General features: G+C 69.6%; 23 protein-coding genes. 17 read left to right on the forward strand and 6 right to left on the reverse strand.

Annotation, left to right across the window (positions count from 1 at the left end; genetic code table 11):
- Positions 1 to 123 precede the first annotated feature (123 nt).
- From FB381_RS09480 to FB381_RS09515, 8 genes are all read left to right on the forward strand, one after another.
- On the forward strand, positions 124 to 1125 hold the full coding sequence (locus FB381_RS09480) for an NAD-dependent epimerase/dehydratase family protein (protein ID WP_141780058.1): 1002 nt from the start codon (positions 124 to 126) through the stop codon (positions 1123 to 1125).
- Between the two features lie 21 nt (positions 1126 to 1146).
- Positions 1147 to 1629, forward strand: a complete 483-nt coding sequence (locus FB381_RS09485; RefSeq protein ID WP_141780059.1) for a hypothetical protein — start codon at positions 1147 to 1149, stop codon at positions 1627 to 1629.
- A 164-nt stretch (positions 1630 to 1793) separates the two neighbouring features.
- Positions 1794 to 3488 (forward strand): urocanate hydratase, encoded by a 1695-nt coding sequence (hutU, locus tag FB381_RS09490; protein WP_141780060.1) that lies wholly within the window; start codon positions 1794 to 1796, stop codon positions 3486 to 3488.
- A gap of 32 nt (positions 3489 to 3520) precedes the next feature.
- Complete coding sequence (locus FB381_RS09495; RefSeq protein WP_246088036.1) at positions 3521 to 4723, forward strand: allantoate amidohydrolase; 1203 nt, start codon at positions 3521 to 3523, stop codon at positions 4721 to 4723.
- The gene (locus tag FB381_RS09500; protein ID WP_141780061.1) at positions 4720 to 6027 is read left to right on the forward strand and encodes a formimidoylglutamate deiminase; all 1308 of its coding nucleotides are present in this window, start codon (positions 4720 to 4722) and stop codon (positions 6025 to 6027) included. Before FB381_RS09495 ends, FB381_RS09500 begins: the two co-directional genes overlap by 4 nt.
- A complete protein-coding gene (gene hutI / locus FB381_RS09505; protein WP_141780062.1) occupies positions 6024 to 7169 on the forward strand; it encodes an imidazolonepropionase in 1146 nt (381 codons plus the stop codon). Before FB381_RS09500 ends, hutI begins: the two co-directional genes overlap by 4 nt.
- A gap of 21 nt (positions 7170 to 7190) precedes the next feature.
- Complete coding sequence (locus tag FB381_RS09510; RefSeq protein ID WP_141780063.1) at positions 7191 to 7955, forward strand: IclR family transcriptional regulator; 765 nt, start codon at positions 7191 to 7193, stop codon at positions 7953 to 7955.
- A gap of 141 nt (positions 7956 to 8096) precedes the next feature.
- Positions 8097 to 9536, forward strand: a complete 1440-nt coding sequence (locus tag FB381_RS09515) for a purine-cytosine permease family protein (protein WP_141780064.1) — start codon at positions 8097 to 8099, stop codon at positions 9534 to 9536.
- A gap of 13 nt (positions 9537 to 9549) precedes the next feature.
- Here FB381_RS09515 and FB381_RS09520 read toward each other — a convergent pair whose 3' ends face one another.
- Both FB381_RS09520 and FB381_RS09525 read right to left on the reverse strand, forming a co-directional pair.
- A complete protein-coding gene (locus FB381_RS09520; RefSeq protein ID WP_141780065.1) occupies positions 9550 to 10206 on the reverse strand; it encodes a flavin reductase family protein in 657 nt (218 codons plus the stop codon).
- Between the two features lie 62 nt (positions 10207 to 10268).
- On the reverse strand, positions 10269 to 11660 hold the full coding sequence (locus FB381_RS09525) for a purine-cytosine permease family protein (protein ID WP_141780066.1): 1392 nt from the start codon (positions 11658 to 11660) through the stop codon (positions 10269 to 10271).
- Positions 11661 to 11860: 200 nt separating this feature from the next.
- Here FB381_RS09525 and FB381_RS09530 point away from each other — a divergent pair, with 200 nt between their 5' ends.
- The 4 genes from FB381_RS09530 (at position 11861) to FB381_RS09545 (ending at position 15323) form a co-directional block, all read left to right on the forward strand.
- Entirely contained in the window at positions 11861 to 12520 is a 660-nt protein-coding gene (locus FB381_RS09530; RefSeq protein ID WP_141780067.1) for a GntR family transcriptional regulator, read from the forward strand.
- An 85-nt stretch (positions 12521 to 12605) separates the two neighbouring features.
- Complete coding sequence (locus FB381_RS09535) at positions 12606 to 13538, forward strand: patatin-like phospholipase family protein (protein WP_141780068.1); 933 nt, start codon at positions 12606 to 12608, stop codon at positions 13536 to 13538.
- A complete protein-coding gene (locus tag FB381_RS09540; protein WP_211352378.1) occupies positions 13538 to 14254 on the forward strand; it encodes a lysophospholipid acyltransferase family protein in 717 nt (238 codons plus the stop codon). The genes FB381_RS09535 and FB381_RS09540 overlap by 1 nt, the downstream gene beginning before the upstream one ends.
- A 133-nt stretch (positions 14255 to 14387) precedes the next feature.
- A complete protein-coding gene (locus tag FB381_RS09545; protein ID WP_141780069.1) occupies positions 14388 to 15323 on the forward strand; it encodes an alpha/beta fold hydrolase in 936 nt (311 codons plus the stop codon).
- Here FB381_RS09545 and FB381_RS09550 read toward each other — a convergent pair.
- Positions 15311 to 16306 carry an AraC family transcriptional regulator gene (locus FB381_RS09550; protein ID WP_211352379.1) on the reverse strand — a complete coding sequence of 332 codons (996 nt, stop codon included), beginning with the start codon at positions 16304 to 16306 and terminating at the stop codon, positions 15311 to 15313. The genes FB381_RS09545 and FB381_RS09550 overlap by 13 nt on opposite strands.
- Before the next feature lie 162 nt (positions 16307 to 16468).
- Here FB381_RS09550 and FB381_RS09555 point away from each other — a divergent pair, with 162 nt between their 5' ends.
- Both FB381_RS09555 and FB381_RS09560 read left to right on the forward strand, forming a co-directional pair.
- Complete coding sequence (locus tag FB381_RS09555; protein ID WP_141780071.1) at positions 16469 to 17968, forward strand: flavin-containing monooxygenase; 1500 nt, start codon at positions 16469 to 16471, stop codon at positions 17966 to 17968.
- An 84-nt stretch (positions 17969 to 18052) separates the two neighbouring features.
- On the forward strand, positions 18053 to 18964 hold the full coding sequence (locus tag FB381_RS09560; RefSeq protein ID WP_141780072.1) for an alpha/beta hydrolase: 912 nt from the start codon (positions 18053 to 18055) through the stop codon (positions 18962 to 18964).
- Between the two features lie 75 nt (positions 18965 to 19039).
- Here the strand turns inward: FB381_RS09560 and glnA are convergent, their stop codons facing one another.
- Entirely contained in the window at positions 19040 to 20461 is a 1422-nt protein-coding gene (gene glnA / locus FB381_RS09565; protein ID WP_141780073.1) for a type I glutamate--ammonia ligase, read from the reverse strand.
- A 211-nt stretch (positions 20462 to 20672) separates the two neighbouring features.
- Between glnA and FB381_RS09570 the strand changes: the two genes are divergently transcribed.
- From FB381_RS09570 to FB381_RS09580, 3 genes are all read left to right on the forward strand, one after another.
- Positions 20673 to 21149 carry an RDD family protein gene (locus tag FB381_RS09570; protein WP_141780074.1) on the forward strand — a complete coding sequence of 159 codons (477 nt, stop codon included), beginning with the start codon at positions 20673 to 20675 and terminating at the stop codon, positions 21147 to 21149.
- A gap of 65 nt (positions 21150 to 21214) precedes the next feature.
- Positions 21215 to 21997, forward strand: coding sequence for an SCO4651 family lipoprotein (locus tag FB381_RS09575; protein ID WP_141780075.1), 783 nt, complete (start codon positions 21215 to 21217; stop codon positions 21995 to 21997).
- Between the two features lie 132 nt (positions 21998 to 22129).
- A complete protein-coding gene (locus FB381_RS09580) occupies positions 22130 to 22978 on the forward strand; it encodes a class I SAM-dependent methyltransferase (RefSeq protein ID WP_141780076.1) in 849 nt (282 codons plus the stop codon).
- Positions 22979 to 23078: 100 nt separating this feature from the next.
- On the opposite strand, the gene FB381_RS09585 is transcribed toward FB381_RS09580, so the two are convergent.
- Both FB381_RS09585 and lipA read right to left on the reverse strand, forming a co-directional pair.
- The gene (locus FB381_RS09585) at positions 23079 to 23789 is read right to left on the reverse strand and encodes a DUF4191 domain-containing protein (RefSeq protein WP_141780077.1); all 711 of its coding nucleotides are present in this window, start codon (positions 23787 to 23789) and stop codon (positions 23079 to 23081) included.
- A 36-nt stretch (positions 23790 to 23825) separates the two neighbouring features.
- Positions 23826 to 24773: a lipoyl synthase gene (gene lipA, locus FB381_RS09590; protein WP_141780078.1), complete on the reverse strand. Its 948-nt coding sequence runs from the start codon at positions 24771 to 24773 to the stop codon at positions 23826 to 23828.
- Between the last annotated feature and the right edge of the window lie 21 nt (positions 24774 to 24794).

A 24794-nucleotide genomic window follows, 5' to 3' on the forward strand; every position in this document is an offset into this window, starting at 1 on the left:
GCATCCGGCGACGACCGCCCGGCTGGTCGGCAGGGCTGCATCCGGTCGCGGTGGGTACCGGGGTCTCGCACATCAGATCAAGCCACACGTCAGATCAAACCGGTCGCAGGAAGGGTGGACAGCATGAAGGTCGTCGTCATCGGTGCGTCGGGCAACCTCGGCAGCGCCGCGATCCGGGCGCTGACCGCCGACGGCGCCGCCAGGGTCGTCGGCGTCGCCCGCCGAGCTCCCAGCGGCCCGCGTTCCAGCGTGCATGGCTCTGTCGAGTGGCACGAGGCCGATGTCTCGACGGTCGATCTGGCGCCGATCGTGGAGGGTGCCGACGCGGTCGTCCACCTCGCCTGGAAGTTCCAGCCCACGCACCGCCCGGAGGAGACCTGGGCCACCAACGCGGTCGGCACCCGCAGGGTCCTCGACGCGGTGGCCAGGGCCGGGGTCCCCGCGCTCGTGTGCGCCTCGTCGGTGGCGGCGTACTCGCCGGTGGACCACGACGACCCGGTCGACGAGACCTGGGCGACCGACGGGGCGTCCGCTGCCGCGTACTGCCGGGAGAAGGCGTACGTCGAGCGGGCTCTGGACGCCTTCGCCTGCCACCATCCCGAGGTGCGGCTGGTCCGGGTCCGGCCGGCGTTCGTCTTCCAGCGTTCGGCGGCCAGCGAGCAGCGGCGCATCTTCGGCGGCCCTCTGCTCCGGCCCGCCTTCGCGGACCGCCGAAGGATCCCGATGGTGCCGGTGCCGGCCGGGATGCGGTTCCAGGCGGTGCATGCCGGCGACGTCGGGCGGGCTCTCGCCGCCGCGGCGACCACCGAGGTGGCGGGCGCGTACAACCTGGCCGGCCCCGGGATCATCCGGCGCGAGGAGGTCGGCGAGCTGCTGGGTGCCCGGACGGTCGAGGTGCCGCCAGGTCTGGTGCGCCACGGCCTGGACGCGGCATGGAACGCACGCATCGCGCCGGTTCCCGGCAGCCTGCTGGAGGCGGTCATGCAGCTGCCGCTGATGTCGACCGCCCGGGCCGGGCTGGAGCTCGACTGGCGACCGCGCCACACAGCCATGGAGGCCCTCGAGGCGGTGGTCTCCGGCATCCCGGAGAAGGCCGGCAGCGAGCTTCCCCCGTTACGTCCGTGACCCGCACGAGAAGGAGCACCGATGAACGACGACATGTTGCACGCCTACCTCCAGCACCACTGGGCAGGTTCCAGCGCCGGTGTCGCGATGTTCGAGCGAGTGGGCCGCTCGCACTCCGACACCGACGTGGCCGTCCGGGTGCGACAGCTGGCGGTGGAGGTGGACGCGGACCGGGAGGCGCTGCGGCAGATCATCGAGGCGACCGGCGCCGCCCCATCGCGCATCGCGGCCACGGCGGGACGGGCGGCGGAGCTCGCCGGCCGGTTGAAGCCGAACGGGCGGGTGGTGCGGCGATCGCCGCTCTCGGACCTGTTCGAGCTGGAGGCGCTGCTCGACGCGGTGGCCGCGAAGCGCGCCGGGTGGCATCTTCTGCGTGCGGCCACCGAGGGCGACGTACGCGTGGACCCGGTGCTGCTCGACGACCTCGTCCGACGCGCCGACGACCAGCTCGCCCGGCTGGAGGATCTGCGCCTGCGGGTGGGACGTGCCGTGATCGGTGGATGACGGCGGTGTCCGGATGAGTCTGGTATTCCAGACAGCTGACGGGTGACAGCTCTGGCACGGCGCGCGACGACGCCGTTTGATGGAGCCATGGATCGACGGCCCGGGCGCGCAGCTCGACGCCCGAGCGATCCTCCCAGTCACCGAGTCCGTGATCGGAGCTTGAAATGAACGAGCGCTCGAGCAACCCCCGTCTTCCCGTCCAAGCCGCACGCGGCACCGAGCTGACCGCGAAGTCGTGGCAGACCGAGGCGGTGCTGCGGATGCTGATGAACAACCTGGATCCGGAGAACGCCGAGCGTCCCGAGGATCTCGTCGTCTACGGCGGCACCGGCCGGGCCGCGCGCAGCTGGGAGGCCTACGACGCGCTCGTACGCACGCTGCGCGCCCTCGAGGACGACGAGACGATGCTGGTGCAGTCGGGCAAGCCCGTCGGTGTCATGCGCACCCACGAGTGGGCGCCCCGGGTGCTGATCGCCAACTCCAACCTGGTCGGCGACTGGGCCAACTGGGAGGAGTTCCGGCGGCTCGAGGACCTCGGGCTGACGATGTACGGCCAGATGACGGCCGGGTCGTGGATCTACATCGGCACCCAGGGCATCCTGCAGGGCACGTTCGAGACGTTCGCGGCGGTCGCCGACAAGCTCGCTGCCTCTGGCGGGAACGGGCACAGCGGTGGCACGCTGGCCGGGACGATCACGCTGACCGCCGGTCTCGGTGGCATGGGCGGCGCCCAGCCGCTGGCCGTCACCATGAACGACGGCGTCGCGATCTGCGTCGAGGTCGACCAGTCGCGGATCGCCCGACGCATCGACCACCGCTACCTCGACGTCCAGGCCGACTCGGTCGAGGACGCGGTGCGGCTCGCCGTCGAGGCGCGCGACGCCCGTACGCCGCTCTCGATCGGGCTGCTCGGCAACGCGGCCGAGATCTTCCCGGCGCTGCTGGCCTCCGACGCCCCGATCGACATCGTCACCGACCAGACCTCCGCGCACGACCCGCTGTCCTACCTCCCTGCGGGCGTCTCCTTCGAGGAGTGGCACGACGCCGCTCGCCGTGACCCCGAGGGGTTCACCAAACAGGCCCAGGCCTCGATGGCCGCGCACGTGCGGGCGATGGTGGAGTTCCAGGACAAGGGCGCCGAGGTCTTCGACTACGGCAACTCGATCCGCGACGAGGCGCGCAAGGGCGGCTACGACCGCGCCTTCGAGTTCCCGGGCTTCGTGCCGGCGTACATCCGGCCGCTGTTCTGCGAGGGCAAGGGTCCCTTCCGCTGGGCCGCGCTGTCCGGCGATCCCGCCGACATCGCCGCGACCGACCGCGCGATCCTCGAGCTGTTCCCGGAGAACGAGCGGCTGCGCAAGTGGATCACCATGGCGGGCGAGAAGGTCTCCTTCCAGGGGCTGCCGGCGCGCATCTGCTGGCTCGGGTACGGCGAGCGTCACCTCGCCGGCCTGAAGTTCAACGAGATGGTCGCCTCGGGTGAGCTGAAGGCCCCGATCGTGATCGGGCGCGACCACCTGGACGCCGGATCCGTCGCCTCGCCCTACCGCGAGACGGAGGCGATGGCCGACGGCTCCGACGCGATCGCCGACTGGCCGATGCTCAACGCGCTCGTGAACACCGCGTCGGGTGCCTCGTGGGTCTCGATCCACCACGGCGGCGGCGTGGGCATGGGCCGCTCCATCCACGCCGGGCAGGTGTGCGTCGCCGACGGCACCGACCTGGCCGCGGAGAAGATCGAGCGGGTGCTGACCAACGACCCCGGCATGGGAGTGATCAGGCATGTCGACGCCGGCTACGACCTGGCCGCCGACGTCGCGACCGAGCGTGGCGTGCGCGTCCCGATGAACGAAGGCTGACCGGAGGCGACGAGAGACGAGAGGCTGGACCTGTGAGCTTCGAGAAGATGTGGCGTGACCTGGCTCCGCTGGGGCGTTCATCGACCAGCGGCGGCTACTTCCGCCAACCGTTCGCCTCCGCCGAGCGGGAGTGCGCCGACTGGTTCGCCCAGGAGGCCCGCGCCCGCGGGCTACGGCTCGAGCACGACGGCTTCGGCAACATGGTCGCCTGGTGGGAGGCCGCCCCGGGCTCGGCCGGCGAAGGCGGCGACGTGCTCACCGGCTCCCACCTCGACTCGGTGCTCGACGGCGGAGCCTTCGACGGTCCGCTCGGGGTGGTCTCCGCGTTCGCGGCGCTCGACCTGATGCGTGAGCGCGGCTTCGCGCCCGCCAGACGGATCGGGATCGGTGCCTTCGTCGAGGAGGAGGGATCCCGCTTCGGGCTGGCCTGCCTCGGCTCGCGGCTCGCGGTGGGTGCGACGAGCCTCCAGCAGGCCGAGGCGCTCACCGACCGCGACGGCGTACGCCTCGGCGACGCGTGGGCCGAGGCCGGTGTCGATCCCTCCCAGGGGTCCGACCTGCTGGCCGGGGTGGGCTGTTTCGTCGAGCTCCACGTCGAGCAGGGCCGAGACCTCATCGACCGCGACGCTGCGGTCGGGGTGGCCAGCGAGATCTGGCCCCACGGGCGCTACCGCTTCGACTTCACCGGTGAGGCCAACCATGCCGGCACCACCCGGATGGAGGACCGGCGCGACCCGATGCTCACCTACGCGATGGCCGCGCTCGCGGCCAACGAGCAGGCCCGGCTGGCGGGGGAGCGGGCCACCTTCGGCCGCATCTCGGTCGAGCCCAACGGCACCAACGCCGTGCCGTCGCGGGTCACCGCCTGGCTCGACGCCCGCTGCGCCACCGACGACTCGCTGGGCCGGCTGGTGGAGGCGATCACCGCGCAGGCAGCCGACCGGGCCGGCGAGCACGGCACCGGTCTCGAGGTCACCCCGGAGTCGGTCTCGGCCGCCGTGGGCTTCGACGCCGACCTCGCCCGCAGCATCGCCGCACCTCACGGCTGGCCGGTGATCCCGACCCAGGCCGGTCACGACGCGGGGATCCTCTCCGCGGCCGGCATCCCGACCGCGATGCTGTTCGTGCGCAACCCGACCGGCATCTCGCACGCACCCGACGAGCATGCCGAGACGGTCGACTGTCTGGCCGGCGTCGAGGCGCTCGCCGACACGCTCCAGGAACTGGCCGGATGAGCGAGCGTCAGAGCTATCTGCTGGAGCGGGCGATCCTGCCCGACGGCGTCGCCGACGAGGTGCTGGTCACCGTCGCCGACGGCCGGTTCGAGACCGTGACCCCCGGCTTCCCCGGCCACGACGGCGCGGCGACCCGGCTGGCCGGGCTCACCGTCGCGGGCCTGGCCAACTGCCACAGCCACGCCTTCCACCGGGCGCTGCGGGGGCGCACCCAGCGCGGCCGCGGCACCTTCTGGACCTGGCGCGAGCAGATGTACGCCGCGGCGCAGCGCCTCGACCCCGACAGCTACTTCGCGCTGGCCCGCGCGGTCTACCGCGAGATGGCGGCCACCGGCATCACCTGCGTGGGCGAGTTCCACTACCTGCACCACCAGCCCGACGGCACCCCCTACGCCGACCCCAACGCGATGGGCGAGGCGCTGATCGAGGCGGCCCGCGAGGCCGGCATCCGGATCACCCTCCTCGACACGCTCTATCTCGCCGCCGGCATCGGCACCCCGCCCGAGGGTGTGCAGCGCAGGTTCTCCGACGGCGACGCCGACACCTGGGCGCAGCGGGTCTCCCGTCTCGAGGAACGCGACGGCGTGCTGGTCGGCCGGGCGATGCACTCGGTGCGAGCGGTGCCGCGCGACCAGCTCCGCCCGGCCGCCGGGCGACCCCTGCACGTGCACCTCTCCGAGCAGCGCGCGGAGAACGAGCAGTGCCTCGCGGCGTACGGGATGACGCCGACGGAGCTGCTCGCCGAGGAGGGTCTGTTGGGAGCCGAGACCACCGCGGTGCACGCCACCCACCTGACCGAGACCGACATCCGCCTGCTGGGCGAGGCCGCGGCGTACGCCGACTTCTGCCCGACCACCGAACGCGACCTGGGCGACGGCATCGGCCCGAGCCGTGCGCTCCACGAGGCCGGCGCCCGGCTGACCCTGGGCAGCGACAGCCACGCCGTGATCGACCTCTTCGAGGAGATGCGCGCGGTCGAGCTCGACGAGCGCCTGGTCACCGAGCAGCGCGGGCACTGGAGCGCCGGCGAGCTCCTCGCGGCGGCCACGGCCACCGGCCACCAGAGCCTGGGCTGGAGCGACACCGGACGGATCGCCGTCGGGCAGCGGGCCGACCTGGTCACGCTGTCGACGACCAGCCCGCGCACGGCCGGCACGGGCAGCGACGAGAGCTCGGTCGTCTTCGCGGCGTGCGGCGACGACGTCACCCACGTCGTCGCCGATGGAAAGATCGTGGCGCGGGCGGGCGACCGGCAGGAGATCGGCGACGAGCTGGCCACGGCGATCGGAGAGGTGTGGGCATGAGCAGTGTGGTGATCACGGGGATCGGCGAGCTCGCCACCCAGGCGGAGCAGGGTCTGCTGACCGATGCCGCCATGGTGATCGAGGCGGACCGGCTGGCCTGGGTCGGTCCGGCCGCCCAGGCGCCGCCTGCCGACGAGCGGGTCGACCTCGGCGGCCGCGCGGTGATCCCCGGCTTCGTGGACAGTCACTCCCACCTCGTCTTCGCCGGTGACCGGTCGGCCGAGTTCGAGGCCCGGATGACCGGCACGCCCTACGCCGCCGGCGGCATCCGCACCACGGTCGCTGCCACCCGCGAGGCGGCCGACGAGCAGCTGGCGGCCAACGTCGCCCGGCTGGTCGCCGAGATGCACCGTCAGGGCACCACCCACGTGGAGATCAAGAGCGGCTACGGGCTCACGGTCGTCGACGAGGCCCGCAGCCTGGCGATCGCGCGCCGCTTCACCGACGACACCACCTTCCTCGGCGCCCACGTGGTGCCGCAGGGCTCGGACCCGGCGGCCTACGTCGACCTGGTGACCGGTGCGATGCTCGACGCGGCGGCACCGCACGCGCGCTGGATCGACGTGTTCTGCGAGCGCGGCGCCTTCGACGCCGACCAGGCGCGCACCATCCTGAACGCAGGCCGAGACAAGGGGCTGAAGGGCCGGTTGCACGCCAACCAGCTCGGCGAGGGGCCGGGTGTGCAGCTGGCCTGCGAGCTGGGCCTGGCCGCGGTCGACCACTGCACGTTCCTCTCCGACGCCGACGTCGATGCGCTGGCCGAGTCCGGCACGGTCGCCACCCTGCTGCCGGGGGTTGAGTTCTCGACCCGCCAGCCGTGGCCCGACGCCCGTCGGCTGCTCGACGCCGGCGTGAGGGTCGCGCTGGCCAGCGACTGCAACCCGGGCTCGTGCTACACCAGCTCGCTGCCGTTCTGCATCGCGATGGCCGTACGCGACATGGGCATGTCGCCGGCCGAGGCGCTGTGGTCGGCGACCGCCGGCGGCGCTCTGGCACTCGACCGCGACGACGTCGGGGTCCTGGATGTCGGGCGCCGCGCCGACTTCGCCGTGCTCGACGCGCCCTCCTACGTGCACCTCGCCTACCGGCCCGGGGTGCCGCTCGTGGAGCAGACCTGGATCGGTGGCCGCCGCGCCGGCTGAGCGAACCACTACGATCCAGGCATGGCCGTCGTGCCCGCTGCCGAGCAGACGCTCGCCATCCTCCGCTACCTCGCCGCTCAGGCGAGCCCCGTCACCGCGGCCGCGATCTCGCGCGAGCTGGGGCTTCCCAGGTCGACGACCTACCACCTGCTCAGCACGCTGCTGGCCTCGAGCTTCGTGGTGCACTACCCCGAGCAGAAGGTCTACGGGCTCGGCGTCACCGCCTACGAGCTCGGCACCGGATACACCCGCCAGGCGCCCCTGCAGCGGCTCGCGCGGCGGCTGGTCGCCGACCTGCGCGACCGATCCGGCAACGGCGTACATCTCTCGGTGCTGCAGGGCCGTGAGGTCGTCTACCTCCTCGAGGAGCGCGCTCCGGGGCGCCCGCTGCTGATCACCGACGTGGGGGTGCGGCTGCCCGCGCACCGGACGGCGAGCGGCCGGGCGATGCTGGCGGCGCTGCCGGCCACCCAGGTGCGGGCGCTCTACCCCGACGCCGACGCCTTCGAGCCGGGGGCGGGCCCGGGGTCGCTGAGCGCGCTGCGGCGGCTGCTGGCCGACGTACGCCGGCACGGGTTCGCCTCCGAGCACGGTGAGGTCACCGCGGGCCTGACCTCGGTGGCCATGCCGGTGCTGGACCACAACACACATCCCGTGGCAGCGGTCACGGTGACCTTCCCCGAGGGCGAGGGCACCGATGCCTACCTCGAGCGGATGGTCAGCGAGGTCGGGGCCGCGGTGCGGGAGCTGGGGCGGCGTATCGGAGCGGGCATCCAGGGGATCTGAGCCGCCCTGAGCCCGCCCCTGAGCCAGGTCCGCACCAGTCTGGGATCGCAGACTCGAACTCGGTGGGACGCCTAGGCCGTGGGGGTGCGCGGGGCTTCCAATGGAGAGGCACGTCACACCCGTACGACCGAGGAGTCCCCCATGGCCACGACCGAGGCTGGTGGCGGCATCGAACGCCGCACCATCGATGTCATCCCCGCAGCCGAGCGGCATGGCACGACCCGGAGCCAGTTCACGCTGTGGTTCGGCGCGAACATGCAGATCACCGCGATCGTCGACGGGTCGCTCGCCGTCGTCTTCGGCGCCGACGCGTTGTGGGCGATCATCGGTCTGCTGATCGGCAACGTCTTCGGCGGTGCGGTGATGGCGCTCCACTCCGCCCAGGGGCCGAAGCTCGGTCTGCCGCAGATGATCTCGAGCCGGGCCCAGTTCGGCGTCTACGGGGCTGCGCTGCCGCTGGTGCTGGTCGTGGTGATGTACATCGGGTTCGCGGCCACCGGCACCGTGCTGGCCGGGCAGGCGATCAACAACGTGCTCCACGTGGACGCGCCGGCCGTGGGCATCTTGATCTTCGGCGGCCTCACCGCGCTCGCCACGACGGTCGGCTACAAGCTCATCCACGTCGTGGGCAGGGTGGCCACCGTGGTCGGCATCATCGGCTTCACCTATCTCGCGTTCCGGCTCATCGCAGACTACGACGTCTCGGCCGTCTTCGGCGTACGCGGCTTCGAGGTCGCGACCTTCCTGCTGGCCGTCGCGCTGGGCGCGGGCTGGCAGCTCACCTTCGGTCCCTACGTCGCCGACTACTCGCGCTACCTCCCGGCCGAGACCTCCGAGCGGGCCACCTTCTGGTCGACCTTCCTCGGCAGCGTGCTCGGCTCCCAGTGGGCGATGACGCTCGGCGTGGTCGTCGCCGCGCTCCCGGTCTCGGCCGGGGGAGCCGACTTCCTGACCAACCAGGTCGGCTTCATGGGCGATCTCGCCGGCGGCGGCGCCGTCGCCCTGCTGATCTACCTGGTGATCGTCGTCGGCAAGCTCGCGGTCAACAGCCTCAACGCCTACGGCGGCTTCATGACCATGCTGACCGTCGTCTCCGGGTTCGCTCGGATCCGGGAGGTCTCCGCGGTGGCGCGAGTGCTCTACATCAGCCTCTTCCTCGGCACCTCGGTGGTGATCGCGATCTTCGCCTCGGCCGACTTCCTGGACAACTTCAAGAACTTCGTGCTGGTGCTGCTGATGGTGTTCACCCCGTGGAGCGCGATCAACCTGACCGACTACTACCTGGTCTCCAAGGAGCGGGTCGACGTGCCCGCCCTCTACGACCCCGCAGGCCGCTACGGCGCCTGGAACCTGGCCGCGCTGGGCTGCTACGTGCTCGGTGTCGTGGCGCAGATCCCGTTCCTGGCGCAGAAGCTCTACACCGGGCCGATCACCGAGGCTCTCGGCGGCGCCGACCTCTCCTGGATCGTCGGCCTGGTCCTCACCGCGGCGGTCTACTACCCGCTGGCGAAGCGCACGAGCAAGCCGCCGTCGGCGATGATCCTGCCGGAGCAGTCCCCGGCATCTGCCCGCGTCGGATGAGCCGCCCCGGCGGTCAGGTGGGCTGGCCGGCGAGGCCGTACGCAGCCGCTTCTCCGGCCTCGGGCACCTGCATCTCGAACGTGTCGGTGACGACCGTGTAGTCGAAGTAGCCCATCCTTGCGATCGGCTTGATGCGTGGGATGTCGAGCCTGCCGTCGGGCGTCAGCGCGTTGTCATCGATGTGGATCCGCTCGACCTTGGCGAAGACGATGTCGATCGTGCCGACGTTGGAGTCGCCCGTCATGCGATGGGTGGAGAGGTAGCGACACTCGAAGTGCACCGGGCTCTCGGCCACCAGCGGGACCGGGGCCAGCTCGGCGTACGCCTTGGTGACCCCGCAACGGTCGAACTCGCTCTCGTCGGCGGGCAACGCCATGGCGCTGATGTTGACGGCCTCGCGGAGGTCCCAGGTGGCCATGTTCCAGACGAACCATCCGGTCTGCTCGGCGTTGAGGACGGTGTCCTTGCGGCGTCCGTCGGGATACTGGTTGGCGGAGAACATCACCATCGGCGGATCGAACGTGAGGTTCTGCCACTGGCTGTAGGGGGCGAGGTTCTCCACGCCGTCGGGGGAGACGCTCGAGAGCCAGCCGATCGGGCGGGGCACCGTGCAGCTCTTGAACGGGGAGAAGGGAAGCGGGCTCTTCTCGGTGGCGGGGTCGTATCTCATGGGATATGTCCTTGCTGGGTCAGTGATCGGTTCGGGTGATCGGTTCGGGGCATGGGGTCGGGTCATCGGTGGGAGGCGAGGCCCCGAGGTGCGGCGTGCTCGGAGCGCACCCGGCCGGAGAGGGCGTAGTAGAGGCCGCCGGCGACGACGAGCCCGAGGATCCAGGAGATCTCGGCGCCGCCCATCCAGTCTGCGATCGGGCCGACGTAGAAGCTGCTGTTTATGAACGGGATCTGGATCAGCACGCCGAGGACGTAGGCGATCATGGCGCTCTTGTTGACGCGGCCGTAGACGCCGTCGGGGTCGAACAGGGCGTCGACGTCGTACTGCTCCTTGCGGACCCAGTAGTAGTCGACCAGGTTGATCGCCGACCAGGGGGTCATGAAGTAGAGGAGGAAGAGCAGGAAGTCGGTGAACGAGGCGATGAAGTTGTCGCTGGCCGCGAGCGCGATGGCCAGCGCGACCGCCGAGATCAGGGCGATGTAGACGACGCGGTGGCGCGGCTCGATGCGCGACTGGCGGGTCAGGCTGGTGACGATGGTCGCCACAGCCATGTATCCGCCGTAGGAGCTGAGCGTGTTGCCGGTCAGCTTGCCGCAGATCACGGCGAGCAGCACGACCACGGCGAACACTCCGCCGAGGTCTGCCAGGAAGCCCACCTGGTTGTCGAGGAAGCCCGCGCCGCCCAGGGTCGCCGCGAAGGCGCCGAGGATCATCGCGGCCGTGGCGCCGACGACGCTGCCGAGGGAGGTCCAGCCGATCGTGGCGGACTTGGGGGTCTCTTCGGGCAGGTAGCGCGAGTAGTCGGCGATGTAGGGGCCGAAGGTGAGCTGCCATGAGGCGGCCAGCGAGATGCCGAGGATGAACGGTGCCGCGGCGAACGTGGTGTTCGAGAGCGCCTCGCGGGTGGCGGGCTCGGTCAGCATCTTGATGAACAACCCGGCGAAGACGACTGCGCTGAGCACGGCCGCGACATGAGAGAAGCGGTGGATGTGTCGATAGCCGAAGATCGCGAGCGCCGTCGACATCAGGGCGAACACCACCGCACCGGCCTCAGGGGAGGTGTGGAGCAGCCGCGCCATCGCCTGCCCACCGAGGACCAGGCCGGTGGCGTAGAAGCCCAGGAAGATCATCAGCGCCAGGATCAGCGGGAGGATCGCGCCGAAGTATCCGAACTGTGCACGGCTCTGGATCATCTGCGGCACCCCGAGGCGAGGCCCCTGCGCGGAGTGGAGGGCGGTGAAGAAGCCGCCCACGGCGTTGCCGATGACGATCGCGGGGATCGACCACAGCGCGGTGTTGCCCAAGATGACGAACAGAGCCCCGGTCACCAAGGCGGTGATGGAGGTGTTGGCGGCGAACCACACGAAGAGCAGGCTGCGGGGGGAGCCGTGGCGCTCCTCGAGCGGGATGTGGTCGATGGAGCGTTGTTCGATGGGGGAGTTCGTGGCCATGTCGGGCTCCTTGCGGTGGGCGTTGACACGATCCGATGCGCTCGTGTGGTCTGCGTCTCACTGGTAGGCTCCGTATGCAACCAGTATATCGGTCGCATATCAAGAGTTCTGAAGAAGATTTGGGCGACCCTCTCTGGTGGGGGGATCCGGTGGGAGCGGGGTGTCGACCTAGGATGCGGCACAACGAAGGAGGCGGGGCGATGGCTGGGATCGGCAAGGCGGCGCAGGCTTACCGGGACATCGAGAGAATGGTGGTGTTCGGCGAGATCGACCCGGGATCGCTGGTCTCGGAGTCCTTCCTGATGGAGAAGACGGGCCTGGGGCGTACGCCGGTCCGTGAGGCGCTGCAGCGGCTCTCGCGCAACCGGATGGTCGAGATCCATCCGAACAAGGGCGTGCTCATCCCGTCCACGTCGGTGGAGGCACAGCTGCGGATGCTGGAGCTGCGCCGCGTCCTCGAGTCGCTCGCCGTGCGTCTGGCGTGCGAGCGGGCGCTGCCCGCGGACCGCAGCGGGATGGAAGCCATGGTGGCCCGGCTCGAGCGAGGGGGTTTCGATCTCGAGGGCTACGCGGAGACTGTGCGCGGCACCCATGACCTGATCGTCACCGGGTCGCACAACGCCTACCTCGCCGACGCGATGGCCCCCCTGCAGGGTCTGTCCCGCCGATTCTGGTTCACCCACGTCTCCGAGGTGGAGGCCGAGATCAAGGCCGGCGCGAGCCTTCATGTGGCCATCTTGAGGGCCATCCTCGCCCGCGAGCCTGACGCGGCCGAGGCGGCCGCACTGGATCTGAACGACTACCTTGTCGACTTCTCCTACGCGACGCTCGGCCCCCAGGGGAGTCGCCGCTCTCGGTGATCGGCACCCGTCGACGTTACAAATATAGCGTTTTGTAGTTACAATTACGCCTGTTTGTAACGTCAGGTCGAGGGAGGGTGTGACGGTGGTGAACCCGTTCGAGGTTCTGCGTGCCCGTCTTGGAGGTGACCCGGTCGCCGACGCGCGTCTCGCGCTGGTCATCGAGGGCGGTGGCATGCGGGGAGTGATCTCGTCGGCGATGGCGGGGGTGCTCGAGTCGTTCGGGGCCCACCAGCACATCGATCTCTTCGTGGGCACCTCCGCGGGAGCGACCAACGCCGTCGCCGCGGCCGGCGGGAAGGTCGACGCCATGAGCCGGGCCTACGTCGAGGAGTTCTCCGACCGCAAGTACGCCGACTCGCGCCGCCTGCTGCGCGGGCGGCCGGCCGTCGACGCCCGTCTCATCACATCGACGTCGGAGAGCATGCTGTCGCTCTACGACGGTCTTCGCGCCGATGCCACGGTGGGAGTGGTGGCCACCGACGTCGAGACCGGCGAGGCAGAGGTCTTCAGCGACTTCGGCTCCCGCGACGACCTCGTCTCGGCACTGACCGCCTCCGGCTCGCTTCCCATCGTCGGCGGTCCGGTCGTCGCCTACGCAGGTCGCAGGTGGACCGACGGGGGAGTGGTCGACTCCGTGCCGGTCGCTGCCGCCGCGACCCTGGGCGCCACCCACGCCATCGTGCTGGCCACGCGCCCCGCCGGTTCGGCCCCGGCGTACGGCTCGATGGACCGGATGGTCGAGACCTACCTGCGTCGCTACTGCGGCAACCTCGCCGATGCGTATCGCCGCCGGCCCGAGCGCTATCTCGCCCAGCGGCAGGCGATGGAGGCCGGATCCTTCGCCGGAGTGCGCACCTCGGTGCTGGCGCCGTCGGCGACCGACACCGTGCCCGGCCGCACCAACCGCGACCGGCGGCTGCTGGCGTCGGCCCGGTCCGATGCGCGCGCGACGGCCGAGGCGCTGCTGCGTACGGCCGGGTTCGCGCCGTTCATCGACGAGACGGCGGTGGCCTGATGAAGCGTCACCCGATCCAGGACCAGCCTGTGTTCTACTCGGCCCTGAAGTATGTGCTGCTGCAACCCTGGCTGAAGCTCACGCTCCGGCCGAAGGTCCATGGCGTCGAGAACGTGCCCGCCGAAGGCGGCGTGCTGCTCGCCGGCAACCACCTGTCCTACCTCGACTGGCTGATGGTGCCGATGTCGTTGCCGCGGATGGTGCGCTACGTCGCGAAGGCGGAGTACTTCGAGGGCACCGGCCTGCGCGGCGCGTGGAACCGGTTCTTCTTCACCAACACCGGCAACGTCCCGATCGACCGCTCGGGCGCCACCGCCGCCGAGGGTGCGATGCTCGCGGCCAAGACCATCCTCAACGGCGGCCACATCTTCGGCATCTACCCCGAGGGCACCCGCTCGCACGACGGCCGCCTCTACCGCGGCAAGACCGGCGTCGCCCGCCTCGCGCTGGAGACCCGGATGCCGCTGATCCCGGTCGCGGTCATCGGCACCGACGTGCTCGCCCCTCCCGGCAAGACCTTCGGCCGCTGGACCCGCCCCACCGTCATCTTCGGCCGCCCGATCGACCTGGCTCCGTACGCCGGGCGCGAGCGCGACCGCGCCGCCCAGCGTGAGCTCACCGACCGGGTGATGGCCGAGATCCAGAAGCTCTCCCGCCAGGAGTACGTCTCGGACACCTACGCCGCCGACGCCAGGCGGGCGAGCTCTCGCGGCTAGTGGCACGCGGCGCTGAGGTGTCCGGTTCCTGTCGCGAGCGGCCGGGTTGAACCACACTGTTTGCTGGGACATGACTCCCGATGGCTTCACCCCTCGCTTCGACAGCGCCTCGACACTTCCCTAGGAGAACGGCATGGCCCTGACCGAGCTCGACTTCCCCTCCCGCAACGGCCGCGACCACATCAAGGCGTGGATCTACGCACCGGCCACGACCCCGCGCGGGATCATCCACCTCGTGCACGGCCTCGGGGAGCACTCGCGCCGCTACCTGCGGCTCATCGCCAGGATGCTCGACGCCGGCTTCGTCGTCTGCGCCGACGACCACGTCGGCCACGGCGCGACCGCGATGGCCTCCGGGTTCTGGGCGGACAGCGGAGAGAACGGACTGACCGCGGTCGTCGAGGACGAAGCCACCCTGCGCGAGCGCACGCTCGAGGCCTACCCCGGGCTGCCCTACTTCCTCTACGGCCACAGCTGGGGATCGATGATCGCCCGGGCGTACGCCGGCCGCCACCCCCATCACATCGACGGGCTGGTGCTCGGGGGCATCGCCGCCCAGTGGCGTGGCCCCGACGCGCTGAGCGTGAGCGACATCGAGGCGGCGATCGGTGACACCGACGGCGCCGGCGTCGCCGACGAGTTCATGTCCACCCTCTTCGACGGAGTGGTCGAGCGGTACGACGACGTGCGCAGCGCCACCGACTGGGTCGCGGCCGACCGTGGTGTCGTCGCCGATCACGCGGTGGACCCGCTCAACCGCTTCGGGGTGCCGATGACGCTCCGGTTCCTGCGCGACTTCGTCGCCGTGTACGACGAGGCCAACGCCGATGACTGGGCGAGCAAGATGCCCGACGACCTCCCGGTGCTCATCCTCGCCGGCGACCAGGACCCGGTCGCCAACTACGGCGAGGGTGCCTACCACGTCGCCAACCAGCTGTGGAGCAGCGGCAACCGCGCCGTACGCACCAGGGTCTACACCGGATACCGCCACGAGGTGCACAACGAGCCGCCCATCCGCGACGAGGTCGCCGCCGAGATCATCGGCTTCGTCGAGGGTCACATCGACTGAGCCGCGGGGCCGGCGCGCTTGCGCCACTCGCGCGGGCCGATACCCTTCCATCGCCGAAAGGCCTGGGAGAAGCTCGACACCTCGACGTAGCCCAGGAGGCGGGCGACCTCGGCGACCGGCAGGTCCCCGGTCTCCAGCAGCACCTCGGCCAGCTGCTCGCGCACCTCGCCGAGGAGGGCACGGAAGGACGTGCCCTCGTCGGCGAGGCGCCGCTGGAAGGTGCGAGGGCTCAGGTTCAGGGTCGCCGCGATCTCGTCGGCGTCCGGCGGGTCGGTCAGCCGCGCGAGGACGAGGTTGCGCACCTGCCCGCTGAGACCGGTGCGGGCGAGCCGTCGCTGGAGGAGGTCGCGACACTGGTCGATGGCCATGGCGACCGCGTGCTCGTTCGCCTGCGGCATGGGCGCGTCGAGCACGGAGCCGTCATATGCCAGCACCGTCTCCGCCGCGTCGTACTCGACGCTCGTGCCGAGCAGGTCGTCGGCGGCAGTGCGCCCCTTCGGGAAGGCGAACGCCGCTCGGGTGGGGCGTACGCCCTCCGGGAACGCCTCCCTCTGCATCGTTCGGATGGCGGCCGCCTCGCGCTCCAGGAGGAAGCGCCGCAGCGGGCGGGGCAGGTCGCTCGCGTCGAGGACGAACAGGAGCTCGCCGTCTCGCTCTTGCGCCGAGATCTCGCAGAAGGCGAAGGTGAGGTCGACGTAGCGCAGGGCCGTCTCGACCGCGTTCCTCGGGGTCGGGCTGCTGACGAGCATGAACCCCCAGATCCCGTAGGCGGTGAGGTGGTAGCGACTGCCCGCCTCAAGGCCCAGGCCGGTGTCCTCCCCGTAGGCATCGACGAGGTTGGCCACGATCGCGAGCTCCTGGCGGGCCGACACCTCGGCCTTCGGGTCCGTCAGGTCGTCGAGCCGCAGCCGGGTTCCTGCCAGCGCATCGGCCGCCGTGAGGCCGTGCTCCATCCCGAGGCGCGCCAGGAGCAGCGCACTCACCGGAGTCCTCGGCAGATCCCAGTGCACCATCAGCGGCCTCTCGTCAGACAACCCGACCTTGGCGAAATCTAGTAACTCTTCGGCGTGAAGTCACCTCTTGGCGAGGCCGCGTACACGCGATGCTGATGGTCATCAGCATCGCTCGGACAGGAAGAGGGGGCCATGGCGAGCAGCGTCGACAACGGCACGTCCGTCACGATCATCGGATCCGGTTTCGGTGGCATCGGCATGGCCGTACGGCTCAAGGAGCGTGGTTTCGAGGACATCACCATCTTCGAGAAGGCCGGCGACGTCGGCGGCGTGTGGCGGGACAACTCCTACCCGGGTGCGGCTTGCGACGTGCCGTCGCACCTGTACTCGTTCTCGTTCGCTCCCAAGCACGACTGGAGCCGTCGGTTCGCTCCGCAGGCGGAGATCCTGGGCTACCTCCAGAAGACCGCCGAGCGCTTCGACGTCCTGCGCCACGTCCGGTTGAACACCGAGGTCGAGGGCGCGTCGTTCGACCACGACATGGGGCGGTGGACCGTCCGTCTCGTCGACGGGACGACGCACACCTCCGACGTGCTCATCACCGCGGTCGGCCAGCTGAGCCGCCCGGCCCTCCCGAGAATCTCCGGCATCGACTCCTTCGAGGGCGAGATCTTCCACTCCGCCACCTGGAACCACGACTTCGACCTGGCCGGCAAGAAGGTCGCCGTGGTCGGCACCGGGGCCTCGGCGATCCAGTTCGTCCCGCACGTCCAGAAGCAGGTCTCCTCGCTCACCCTCTTCCAGAGGGGCCCCGCTCATGTGCTGCCCAAGCCCGACTACGCGTACGCCGAGTTCGTCTCCGCCGCTCTCGCCAAGGTCCCCGGTCTGCACGCCCTGTCGCGCTGGGTGACGTACTGGCAGCTGGAGCCCCGGGCGGCGGCGTTCACCCGCTTCCCGAAGCTCATGGAGATCCTGCAGCGCCGGTTCGAGAAGAGTCTGCACGCCCAGGTCGAGGACCCGGTCAAGCGGGCCCTGCTCACCCCGACCGACCTGATCGGCTGCAAACGCGTCCTGCTCTCCAACGACTACTACCCGGCCGTGGTCCAGGACAACGTGTCGATCGTCAACGACGGCATCGTGGAGGTGCGTCCCGAGGGCGTGGTCACCGAGGACGGAACCCTCCACGAGGTCGACGCCATCATCCTCGGCACAGGATTCCAAGCCACCGACTTCCTGGCGCCGATGCACATCACCGGCCGCGACGGCCTGGATCTGAACGAGGTCTGGCGCGACGGCGCCGAGGCGCACCTGGGCATCTCCGTCGCCGGGTTCCCCAACCTGTTCCTGCTCTACGGCCCGAACACCAACCTCAGCCACAGCTCGATCGTGTTCATGCTCGAGTCCCAGATCAACTACATCCTCCAGGGGGTGAAGAAGGTGGCCGGCGCCGCGGTGCGGTCGGTCGAGGTGCGCTCGGGGGTTCAGGACGAGTTCAACGTCGGTATCCAGACACGCATCGGTGCGACCGTCTGGGACCGGGACTGCCGCAGCTGGTACAAGACCGCTGCCGGCAAGAACACGACCAACTGGCCGGGGGCGACGTTCACCTACCGGCTCAAGACCCGGCGCCCGGACTGGAGCGACTTCCGGATCGAGCCGGCCGACGAGCTCGCCCGACCTCAGGGTGTCTGAGGCTGAGCTGTGGCCCGGGTTCTCGCCGGGCTCATCGACCGATTCTTGAACGGCATTCAACAACACTCTCCGAAAGGGACGATGATGACTGACTACACCCGCGAGGACGTCACGTTCGACTCGCACGGCACGGCGTGCGCTGCGTGGCTGTACCGCCCGGCGGACGCGCAGAACCCACCGATCGTCGTCATGGCGCACGGGTTCGCCGCGATCCGGGCGCTTCGCCTGGACGCGTACGCCGCCCGGTTCGCCGAGGCCGGCTACGCGGTGCTCGTGTTCGACTATCGCGGGTGGGGCGACAGCGCGGGGGAGCCTCGCCGTGTCCTCGACATCGGGGCACAGCATCAGGACTGGAGAGCCGGTGTAGCCCATGCTCGCGGCCTGGAGGGCGTCGACAGCAACCGGGTGGTGCTGTGGGGGTCGTCGTTCGGGGGCGGTCACGCGATGCACCTGGCTGCAGACGACCACGACATCGCCGCGGTCATCGCGCAGGTGCCGCACATCAGCGGGCCCGCGTCGGCGTTCTCGCAGGGGCCGGTGCATGTCGCTCGGCTGATCGCCGCCGGTGTCTGGGACCAGGTCCGGGCCCTGGCCGGCCGCGAGCCGTACCGGGTCGCCGCGGCCGGTTACCCCGGCGACCTCGCGATGATGACCGCCCCCGACGCCGCGCCGATGGCGATCCGCCTGGCCGGCGACCGTTACGAGGAGCTGCTCCCGGAGAACGACGTGGCGGCACGGATCGCGCTGCGTGTGCCCTTCTACTCGCCCGGCAGACGAGCTTCCCGGATCACGGCGCCCACCTTCGTCCAGATCGCCGAGCGCGACATCGTCACTCCCGTCGAGGTCGCGCGGAAGGCGGCTGAGCGGATCCCCCGTGGCGAGATCCGCACCTATGACTGCCAACACTTCGAGCCCTACCTGGACCCCTACTTCGAGACCGTCGTCGCCGACCAGCTCGACTTCCTCGCGGCACAGGTCCCGCTCGCTCAGGCCTGAGCGACAGCGTACGAACAGCCGAAGGCCCCCGGGAATCCCGGGGGCCTTCGGTGTCAGACACGCAGAGCGGTCGGCTCAGATGTCGTAGTAGAGCTCGAACTCGTGCGGGTGCGGACGAAGCTGGATCGGCAGGATCTCCTCGTTCGTCTTGTAGTCGATCCACGTCTCGATCAGGTCGGGCGTGAAGACGTCACCGACGGTGAGGAAGTCGTGGTCGTTCTCGAGAGCAGAGAGGACGGCACCGAGGGAAGTCGGCACCTGGTTGATCTCGGCCATCTCGTCGGGCGGCAGCTCGTAGATGTCCTTGTCGATCGGAGCCGGCGGCTCGATCTTGTTCTGGATTCCGTCGATGCCGGCCAGCAGGAGGGCCGAGAAGGCGAGGTAGGGGTTCGAGGACGGGTCCGGGAACCGGGTCTCGACGCGCTTGGCCTTCGGGTTGGTGCCGGTGATCGGGATGCGGACCGCGGCGGAGCGGTTGCGCGAGGAGTAGACCAGCGAGATCGGGGCCTCGAAGCCCGGCACCAGGCGGTGGAACGAGTTCACGGTCGGGTTGGTGAACGCGAGCACCGACGGGGCGTGCTTGAGCACGCCGCCGATGTACCAGCGGGCCATGTCGGAGAGGCCGCCGTAGCCGGTCTCGTCGTAGAACAGCGGCTCGCCGCCCTCCCAGATCGACTGGTGGACGTGCATGCCCGAGCCGTTGTCGCCGTAGACGGGCTTCGGCATGAAGGTGACCGTCTTGCCGGCCTCCCAGGCGGTGTTCTTGATGATGTACTTGAACTTCATGACATCGTCGGCGGCCTTGAGCAGCGTGTCGAACTTGTAGTTGATCTCCGCCTGGCCGGCCGTGCCGACCTCGTGGTGGGCGCGCTCGACGAGCAGGCCGGCACCCTCGAGGTTCTTGACCATCACGTCACGCAGGTCGCTGAAGTGGTCGGTCGGGGCGACGGGGAAGTAGCCACCCTTGAACCGGGTCTTGTAGCCCAGGTTGTCCGAGCCGTCGGGGTTCTTGTCGGCGCCCGAGTTCCACCAGGCCTCGACGGAGTCGATCTTGTAGAACGACTCACCCTCGGAGGTGTTGTAGGCGACCTTGTCGAAGATGAAGAACTCGGCCTCGGGGGCGAAGAACGCGGTGTCGCCGATGCCGGTCGAGGCGAGGTAGGCCAGCGCCTTGCGCGCGATGTTGCGCGGGTCGCGCGAGTAGGCCTCGCCCGTGATCGGGTCGTGCACGAAGTACATCAGCGCGAGGGTCTTCGCGGTGCGGAACGGGTCGATGAACGCAGTCGTGACGTCCGGGTAGAGCGCCATGTCGGACTCGTTGATCGTCTGGAACCCGCGGATCGACGAACCGTCGAACGCCTGCGGCTCCAGGGTGAACGAGGACACCGGCACCGTGAAGTGCTGCTGCACGCCGGGCAGGTCGACGAATCGGATGTCGACGAACTCGACCCCCTCGTCAGAGATGAACTTCATAAGTTCGTCGTCAGTGCTGAACATCAATCCTCCTTGGCTCACCCGGGCGGGAAGAGCCAGATAGGTCTCACGCGATCGAGGTCGGGCCTCATGGTTCCGACCGTGTCCCGCAAATTACGAAGGGACGGTTGCACAGGAGTGTCGCAAATGTTTCGGGCATGTAACAGGTTGTGTGACGTGAACGTCACCCATCCCGATCTCACGCCTTCAGACGTCGCCGCCTACGCTTGACGACGTGACCGGTTCCGCCACCTCTGCGCCACCCACTCTGCCTTATGAGACAGCAAGCTGGGGCAGAAGGGTGCTGGCGTTGTTCGTCGACTGGATCGCATCGTCGCTGGTCGCATCGGTATTTCTTGGCGCGCGGGCGCTGCCCTTCGGGTCGCTCCTCACCGGGGTCGACCCGCGCCCGAGCGACAACCTGTGGATCGTGGTCGTCTTCATCGCGCAGACCGCGGTCTTCACCATGCTCGGCGGCGGCTCGTTCGGCAAGCTCGTCACCCGGCTGCGTACGGTGCGGGCGTCGTCGACCGGCGAGCCCGACGTGCGTCCGCTCGATCCGCTGCGGAGCATCGCCCGTCAGATCCTGGTCGTGCTCGTCGTACCGCCGCTGGTCTTCCGCGCCGACCGTCGCGGGCTGCACGATCTGGCCGCCGGCACCGCAACTGTCACGCTTCAGACCTACCGTGCGGTGTTTCGACGGGTGAGTTGAGCCCACCACAGAGGTACGTTTGGGCGGACCGGCCGCAGGAGCGGCAAATCAGAAGGGGAAGCTCAATGACGCGCAACCGAACTCACGGGCCTCGTGGCCTCTGGCGCCGCGCAGCCGCCGCGGGCGTGCTTGCAGTATCGCTCGCGGGCCTGGTGGCCTGTGGAGGCGGCGGCGGTGCTGGTGGCGCCGAAGCAGGCGACAAGGTCTCGGCCGAAGAGATGACTGACGTCATGAAGAAGGCGACCGACATCGACACCGCGCACTTCACGACGAAGATGGACTCCAAGGCCCAGGGCCAGTCGGTCTCGATGACCGGCGAGGGTGACATCCAGAAGGAGCCGCCGGCTCAGCACTCCACCATGAAGATGAGTGGTGGCTCGATGAACATGGATCTCGAGAGCGTCGTGCTCGACGACAAGATCTACATCAAGGGCATGATGGGCGACTCGTGGATGACCGCGTCGGCCGACCAGCTCGCCAAGATGGGCGGCACCAGCCTCGAGTCGATGAGCAACCCGCTCTCGTTCCTCGACGGCATGGAGGAGTCGATCAAGTCCTCCAAGTACGAAGGCAAGGAGAAGGTCGACGGCACCGACGCGGAGCACTACAGCTTCGTCGTCGACTCCGCCGCGCTCGCGAAGCGCCTCGGTGCGGAGAGCACCACCGGGATGCCCAAGACCATCGACCAGGACATCTGGGTCGACGGCGACGGCCTGCTCCGCAAGGCCGAGGTCGGCATGGGCGACATGGGCACCGTCGAGGTCGCGCTGACCAAGCACGGTGAGCCTGTCGAGATCAAGGCTCCGCCGGCTGACCAGGTCACCGACATGCCGAGCATGGCGGGCTGAGCAAGCACTCTCGTACGTAGCAAGGGCCGGTCCCCACGGGGACCGGCCCTTGTTCGTCCTCTCGCCCCGGGGCGCGCAGGCCGGGCTCGAATGCGCTTGTGGATCCCGGCGGATCCTGGCATGGATGGTGCCATGAGACTCGACCCCGAAAGCTCGCGCCAGATCGAGGCCAACCGGGCCAACTGGGACGCCCGCACGCCGATCCACGTCGCCAGCGCCTTCTACGGCATCGACGGGTCGCGCCCCGCCGAGTCGTGGTTCGCCGACTACGAGTGGTCCGACCTCGGCGAGCTCGCCGGCCGCGAGATCGTGCACCTGCAGTGCCATCTCGGCACCGAGACGATCGCCTTCGCCAGACGTGGTGCGCTGACCCACGGCCTCGACATCTCACCCGAGGCGGTCGCGGCGGCACGCCGGATCGCCGCGGATGCAGACGTGCGGATCGACTACCACGCGGCAGACGTGCACGACGCCGTCGACGTGCTGGGAGAGGGCCGGTTCGACATCGTCTACACCGGCAAGGGCGCGGTCTGCTACCTGCCGGACATCGACCTGTGGGCGCGGGTGGTGCACGACCTGCTCAAGCCGGGCGGCTTCGTCTACCTGGCCGAGTTCCACCCGCTCCTCGACGCTCTCGGCGAGGTGCCGGAGCAGGGGCGCGAAGACTCTCTCGAGCTGCGGCACGACTATCTCTCCGGCCGGGGAGCGATCGCCAAGGACTCGACCCACACCTACACCGACGGCCCGGCGCTGGAGAGTGCCACGACGGCGTACGAATGGCGTCACGGGGTCGGCGAGATGGTCACCGCGCTGGCGGCCGCGGGCCTGCGGATCGAGGTCGTACGCGAGGACGAACGGTTGCCGTGGCCGCGTTTCCCGTCGATGGAGGCGGGGGAGGACGGCTGGTTCAGGCTGCCCGAGCAGGCGCCCCGGATCCCGTTGCTCTACGCGATCCGGGCACGCCGTCCAACGTTGCTCTGAAAGTGGATCTCGACCCGCGGTCACGGCCTCGCAGGCTCGGCCGCGCGCTTGCTCGATCTCCTCGCGTTCGCCCGGCGCAAGCGCCGGGCGAGGCTCGGAATCAGCGGCCGCGCAGGTTGCCGCGCATGCCCTTCATGCTGGTCGGCACCGGACCCTTCGGGATCGGCATGGTGCCGCGGGTGGCGTCGACGGCCTTGAGCCGGTTGAGGATGTCGGTGATCTCGGGGCCGGCGACCTTGCGGCCGATCTTGGTGACGTGCTTGGTCAGCTGCGGCAGCGGCACCTCGTCGTCACCGTTGCCGGCGATGACGGTCGTGATCGGCGCATCGGCGAGCACGCGGGAGTGGTTGCGCTTGGTGCTGGCCAGCAGCGAGCGCACCTTGCTCGGGCTCGTGCCCTCACCGACGAGCACGACTCCCGGAGGGCCGACGACGCGGTGCACGAGGGTCTGGCTGCGCGGCTCGACGCCGACGGCCTGGGTGACGGTCCAGCCTCGGCGGAGCATGGTCAGCGCCGCATAGCCGCCGCCGACCTGGCCCTCGAGCCGGGAGTACATCACCTTCTGGGCGCGCCGGGAGAAGACCAGCAGCGCCGCGAACGTGCCGGCGAGCAGCGCGCCGACGACCGTGAAGATCCAGGAGAAGATGCCCTCGCCGGGCAGGAGCCAGAAGATGACGCCGGCGACCGCGGCGACCACGACGAAGATCGCGGCCAGGAGGAGGCCGATCTTCGGGTCTGACTGCTTGGTGAGCTTGTAGGTCTCCACCATCTGCTGGCGGCGACTCATGTTGCTCGGATCGGTCTGGGACATCTTCCTCTTTCAGTTCTTCAGGATTCGTACGCTGCCTCAGGCAGTGGCAGCAGCGGTGTCTCGCGCCTCGATCGCCTGACGGTACAGCCGACCGGCGCGGTAGGACGAACGGACGAGCGGGCCCGACATGACACCGGAGAAGCCGATCTCCTCGGCCTCGGCCTGCAGCTCGATGAACTCCTCGGGCTTGACCCAGCGCTCGACCGGGTGGTGGCGCACGCTCGGGCGCAGGTACTGCGTGATCGTGATCAGCTCGCAACCGGCGCCGTGCAGGTCGCGCAGCGCTTCGGAGACCTCTTCACGGGTCTCGCCCATGCCGAGGATCAGGTTGGACTTGGTGACCAGGCCGAAGTCGCGGGCCTGGGTGATCACGTCGAGGCTGCGCTCGTAGCGGAACGCCGGGCGGATCCGCTTGAAGATCCGCGGCACGGTCTCGACGTTGTGGGCGAGCACCTCGGGACGGGACTCGAAGACCTCGTTGAGCAGCTCGGGGACGCCGTTGAAGTCGGGGATCAGATTCTCGACCCCGGTCTCCGGGTTGAGCTCGTGGATCTGCTTGACCGTCTCGGCGTAGAGCCAGGCGCCGCCGTCGGACAGGTCGTCGCGGGCGACGCCGGTGATCGTGGCGTACTTCAGGCCCATCTTCTGCACCGACTCGGCCACGCGGCGGGGCTCGTCACGGTCGAGCGGCTGCGGCTTGCCGGTGTCGATCTGGCAGAAGTCGCAGCGCCGCGTGCACTGGTCGCCGCCGATGAGGAAGGTGGCCTCGCGGTCCTCCCAGCACTCGAAGATGTTGGGGCAGCCGGCCTCCTGGCACACCGTGTGCAGGCCCTCGGACTTCACCAGCGCGGTGAGCTCCTTGTATTCCGGCCCCATCTTCGCTTTGGTCTTGATCCACTCCGGTTTGCGTTCGATCGGAGTCTGCGCGTTACGGACCTCGAGACGGAGGAGCTTGCGACCTTCTGGGGCAGGAGCTTGAGTCACCCCACAAGCGTACGCCGCGCC

It is taken from the genome of Nocardioides albertanoniae (genome assembly GCF_006716315.1).
GTDB classification, from domain to species: Bacteria; Actinomycetota; Actinomycetes; order Propionibacteriales; family Nocardioidaceae; genus Nocardioides; species Nocardioides albertanoniae.

What these genes read in the sequence shown, in the direction of transcription:
- FB381_RS09480 (WP_141780058.1), top strand. Translation starts at nt 124, where the DNA reads ATGAAGGTCGTCGTCATCGGTGCGTCGGGCAACCTCGGCAGCGCCGCG.
- FB381_RS09485 (WP_141780059.1), top strand. Translation starts at nt 1,147, where the DNA reads ATGAACGACGACATGTTGCACGCCTACCTCCAGCACCACTGGGCAGGT.
- hutU (WP_141780060.1), top strand. Translation starts at nt 1,794, where the DNA reads ATGAACGAGCGCTCGAGCAACCCCCGTCTTCCCGTCCAAGCCGCACGC.
- FB381_RS09500 (WP_141780061.1), top strand. Translation starts at nt 4,720, where the DNA reads ATGAGCGAGCGTCAGAGCTATCTGCTGGAGCGGGCGATCCTGCCCGAC.
- hutI (WP_141780062.1), top strand. Translation starts at nt 6,024, where the DNA reads ATGAGCAGTGTGGTGATCACGGGGATCGGCGAGCTCGCCACCCAGGCG.
- FB381_RS09510 (WP_141780063.1), top strand. Translation starts at nt 7,191, where the DNA reads ATGGCCGTCGTGCCCGCTGCCGAGCAGACGCTCGCCATCCTCCGCTAC.
- FB381_RS09515 (WP_141780064.1), top strand. Translation starts at nt 8,097, where the DNA reads ATGGCCACGACCGAGGCTGGTGGCGGCATCGAACGCCGCACCATCGAT.
- FB381_RS09520 (WP_141780065.1), bottom strand. Translation starts at nt 10,206, where the DNA reads ATGAGATACGACCCCGCCACCGAGAAGAGCCCGCTTCCCTTCTCCCCG.
- FB381_RS09525 (WP_141780066.1), bottom strand. Translation starts at nt 11,660, where the DNA reads ATGGCCACGAACTCCCCCATCGAACAACGCTCCATCGACCACATCCCG.
- FB381_RS09530 (WP_141780067.1), top strand. Translation starts at nt 11,861, where the DNA reads ATGGCTGGGATCGGCAAGGCGGCGCAGGCTTACCGGGACATCGAGAGA.
- FB381_RS09540 (WP_211352378.1), top strand. Translation starts at nt 13,538, where the DNA reads ATGAAGCGTCACCCGATCCAGGACCAGCCTGTGTTCTACTCGGCCCTG.
- FB381_RS09545 (WP_141780069.1), top strand. Translation starts at nt 14,388, where the DNA reads ATGGCCCTGACCGAGCTCGACTTCCCCTCCCGCAACGGCCGCGACCAC.
- FB381_RS09555 (WP_141780071.1), top strand. Translation starts at nt 16,469, where the DNA reads ATGGCGAGCAGCGTCGACAACGGCACGTCCGTCACGATCATCGGATCC.
- FB381_RS09560 (WP_141780072.1), top strand. Translation starts at nt 18,053, where the DNA reads ATGACTGACTACACCCGCGAGGACGTCACGTTCGACTCGCACGGCACG.
- glnA (WP_141780073.1), bottom strand. Translation starts at nt 20,461, where the DNA reads ATGTTCAGCACTGACGACGAACTTATGAAGTTCATCTCTGACGAGGGG.
- FB381_RS09575 (WP_141780075.1), top strand. Translation starts at nt 21,215, where the DNA reads ATGACGCGCAACCGAACTCACGGGCCTCGTGGCCTCTGGCGCCGCGCA.
- FB381_RS09580 (WP_141780076.1), top strand. Translation starts at nt 22,130, where the DNA reads ATGAGACTCGACCCCGAAAGCTCGCGCCAGATCGAGGCCAACCGGGCC.
- FB381_RS09585 (WP_141780077.1), bottom strand. Translation starts at nt 23,789, where the DNA reads ATGTCCCAGACCGATCCGAGCAACATGAGTCGCCGCCAGCAGATGGTG.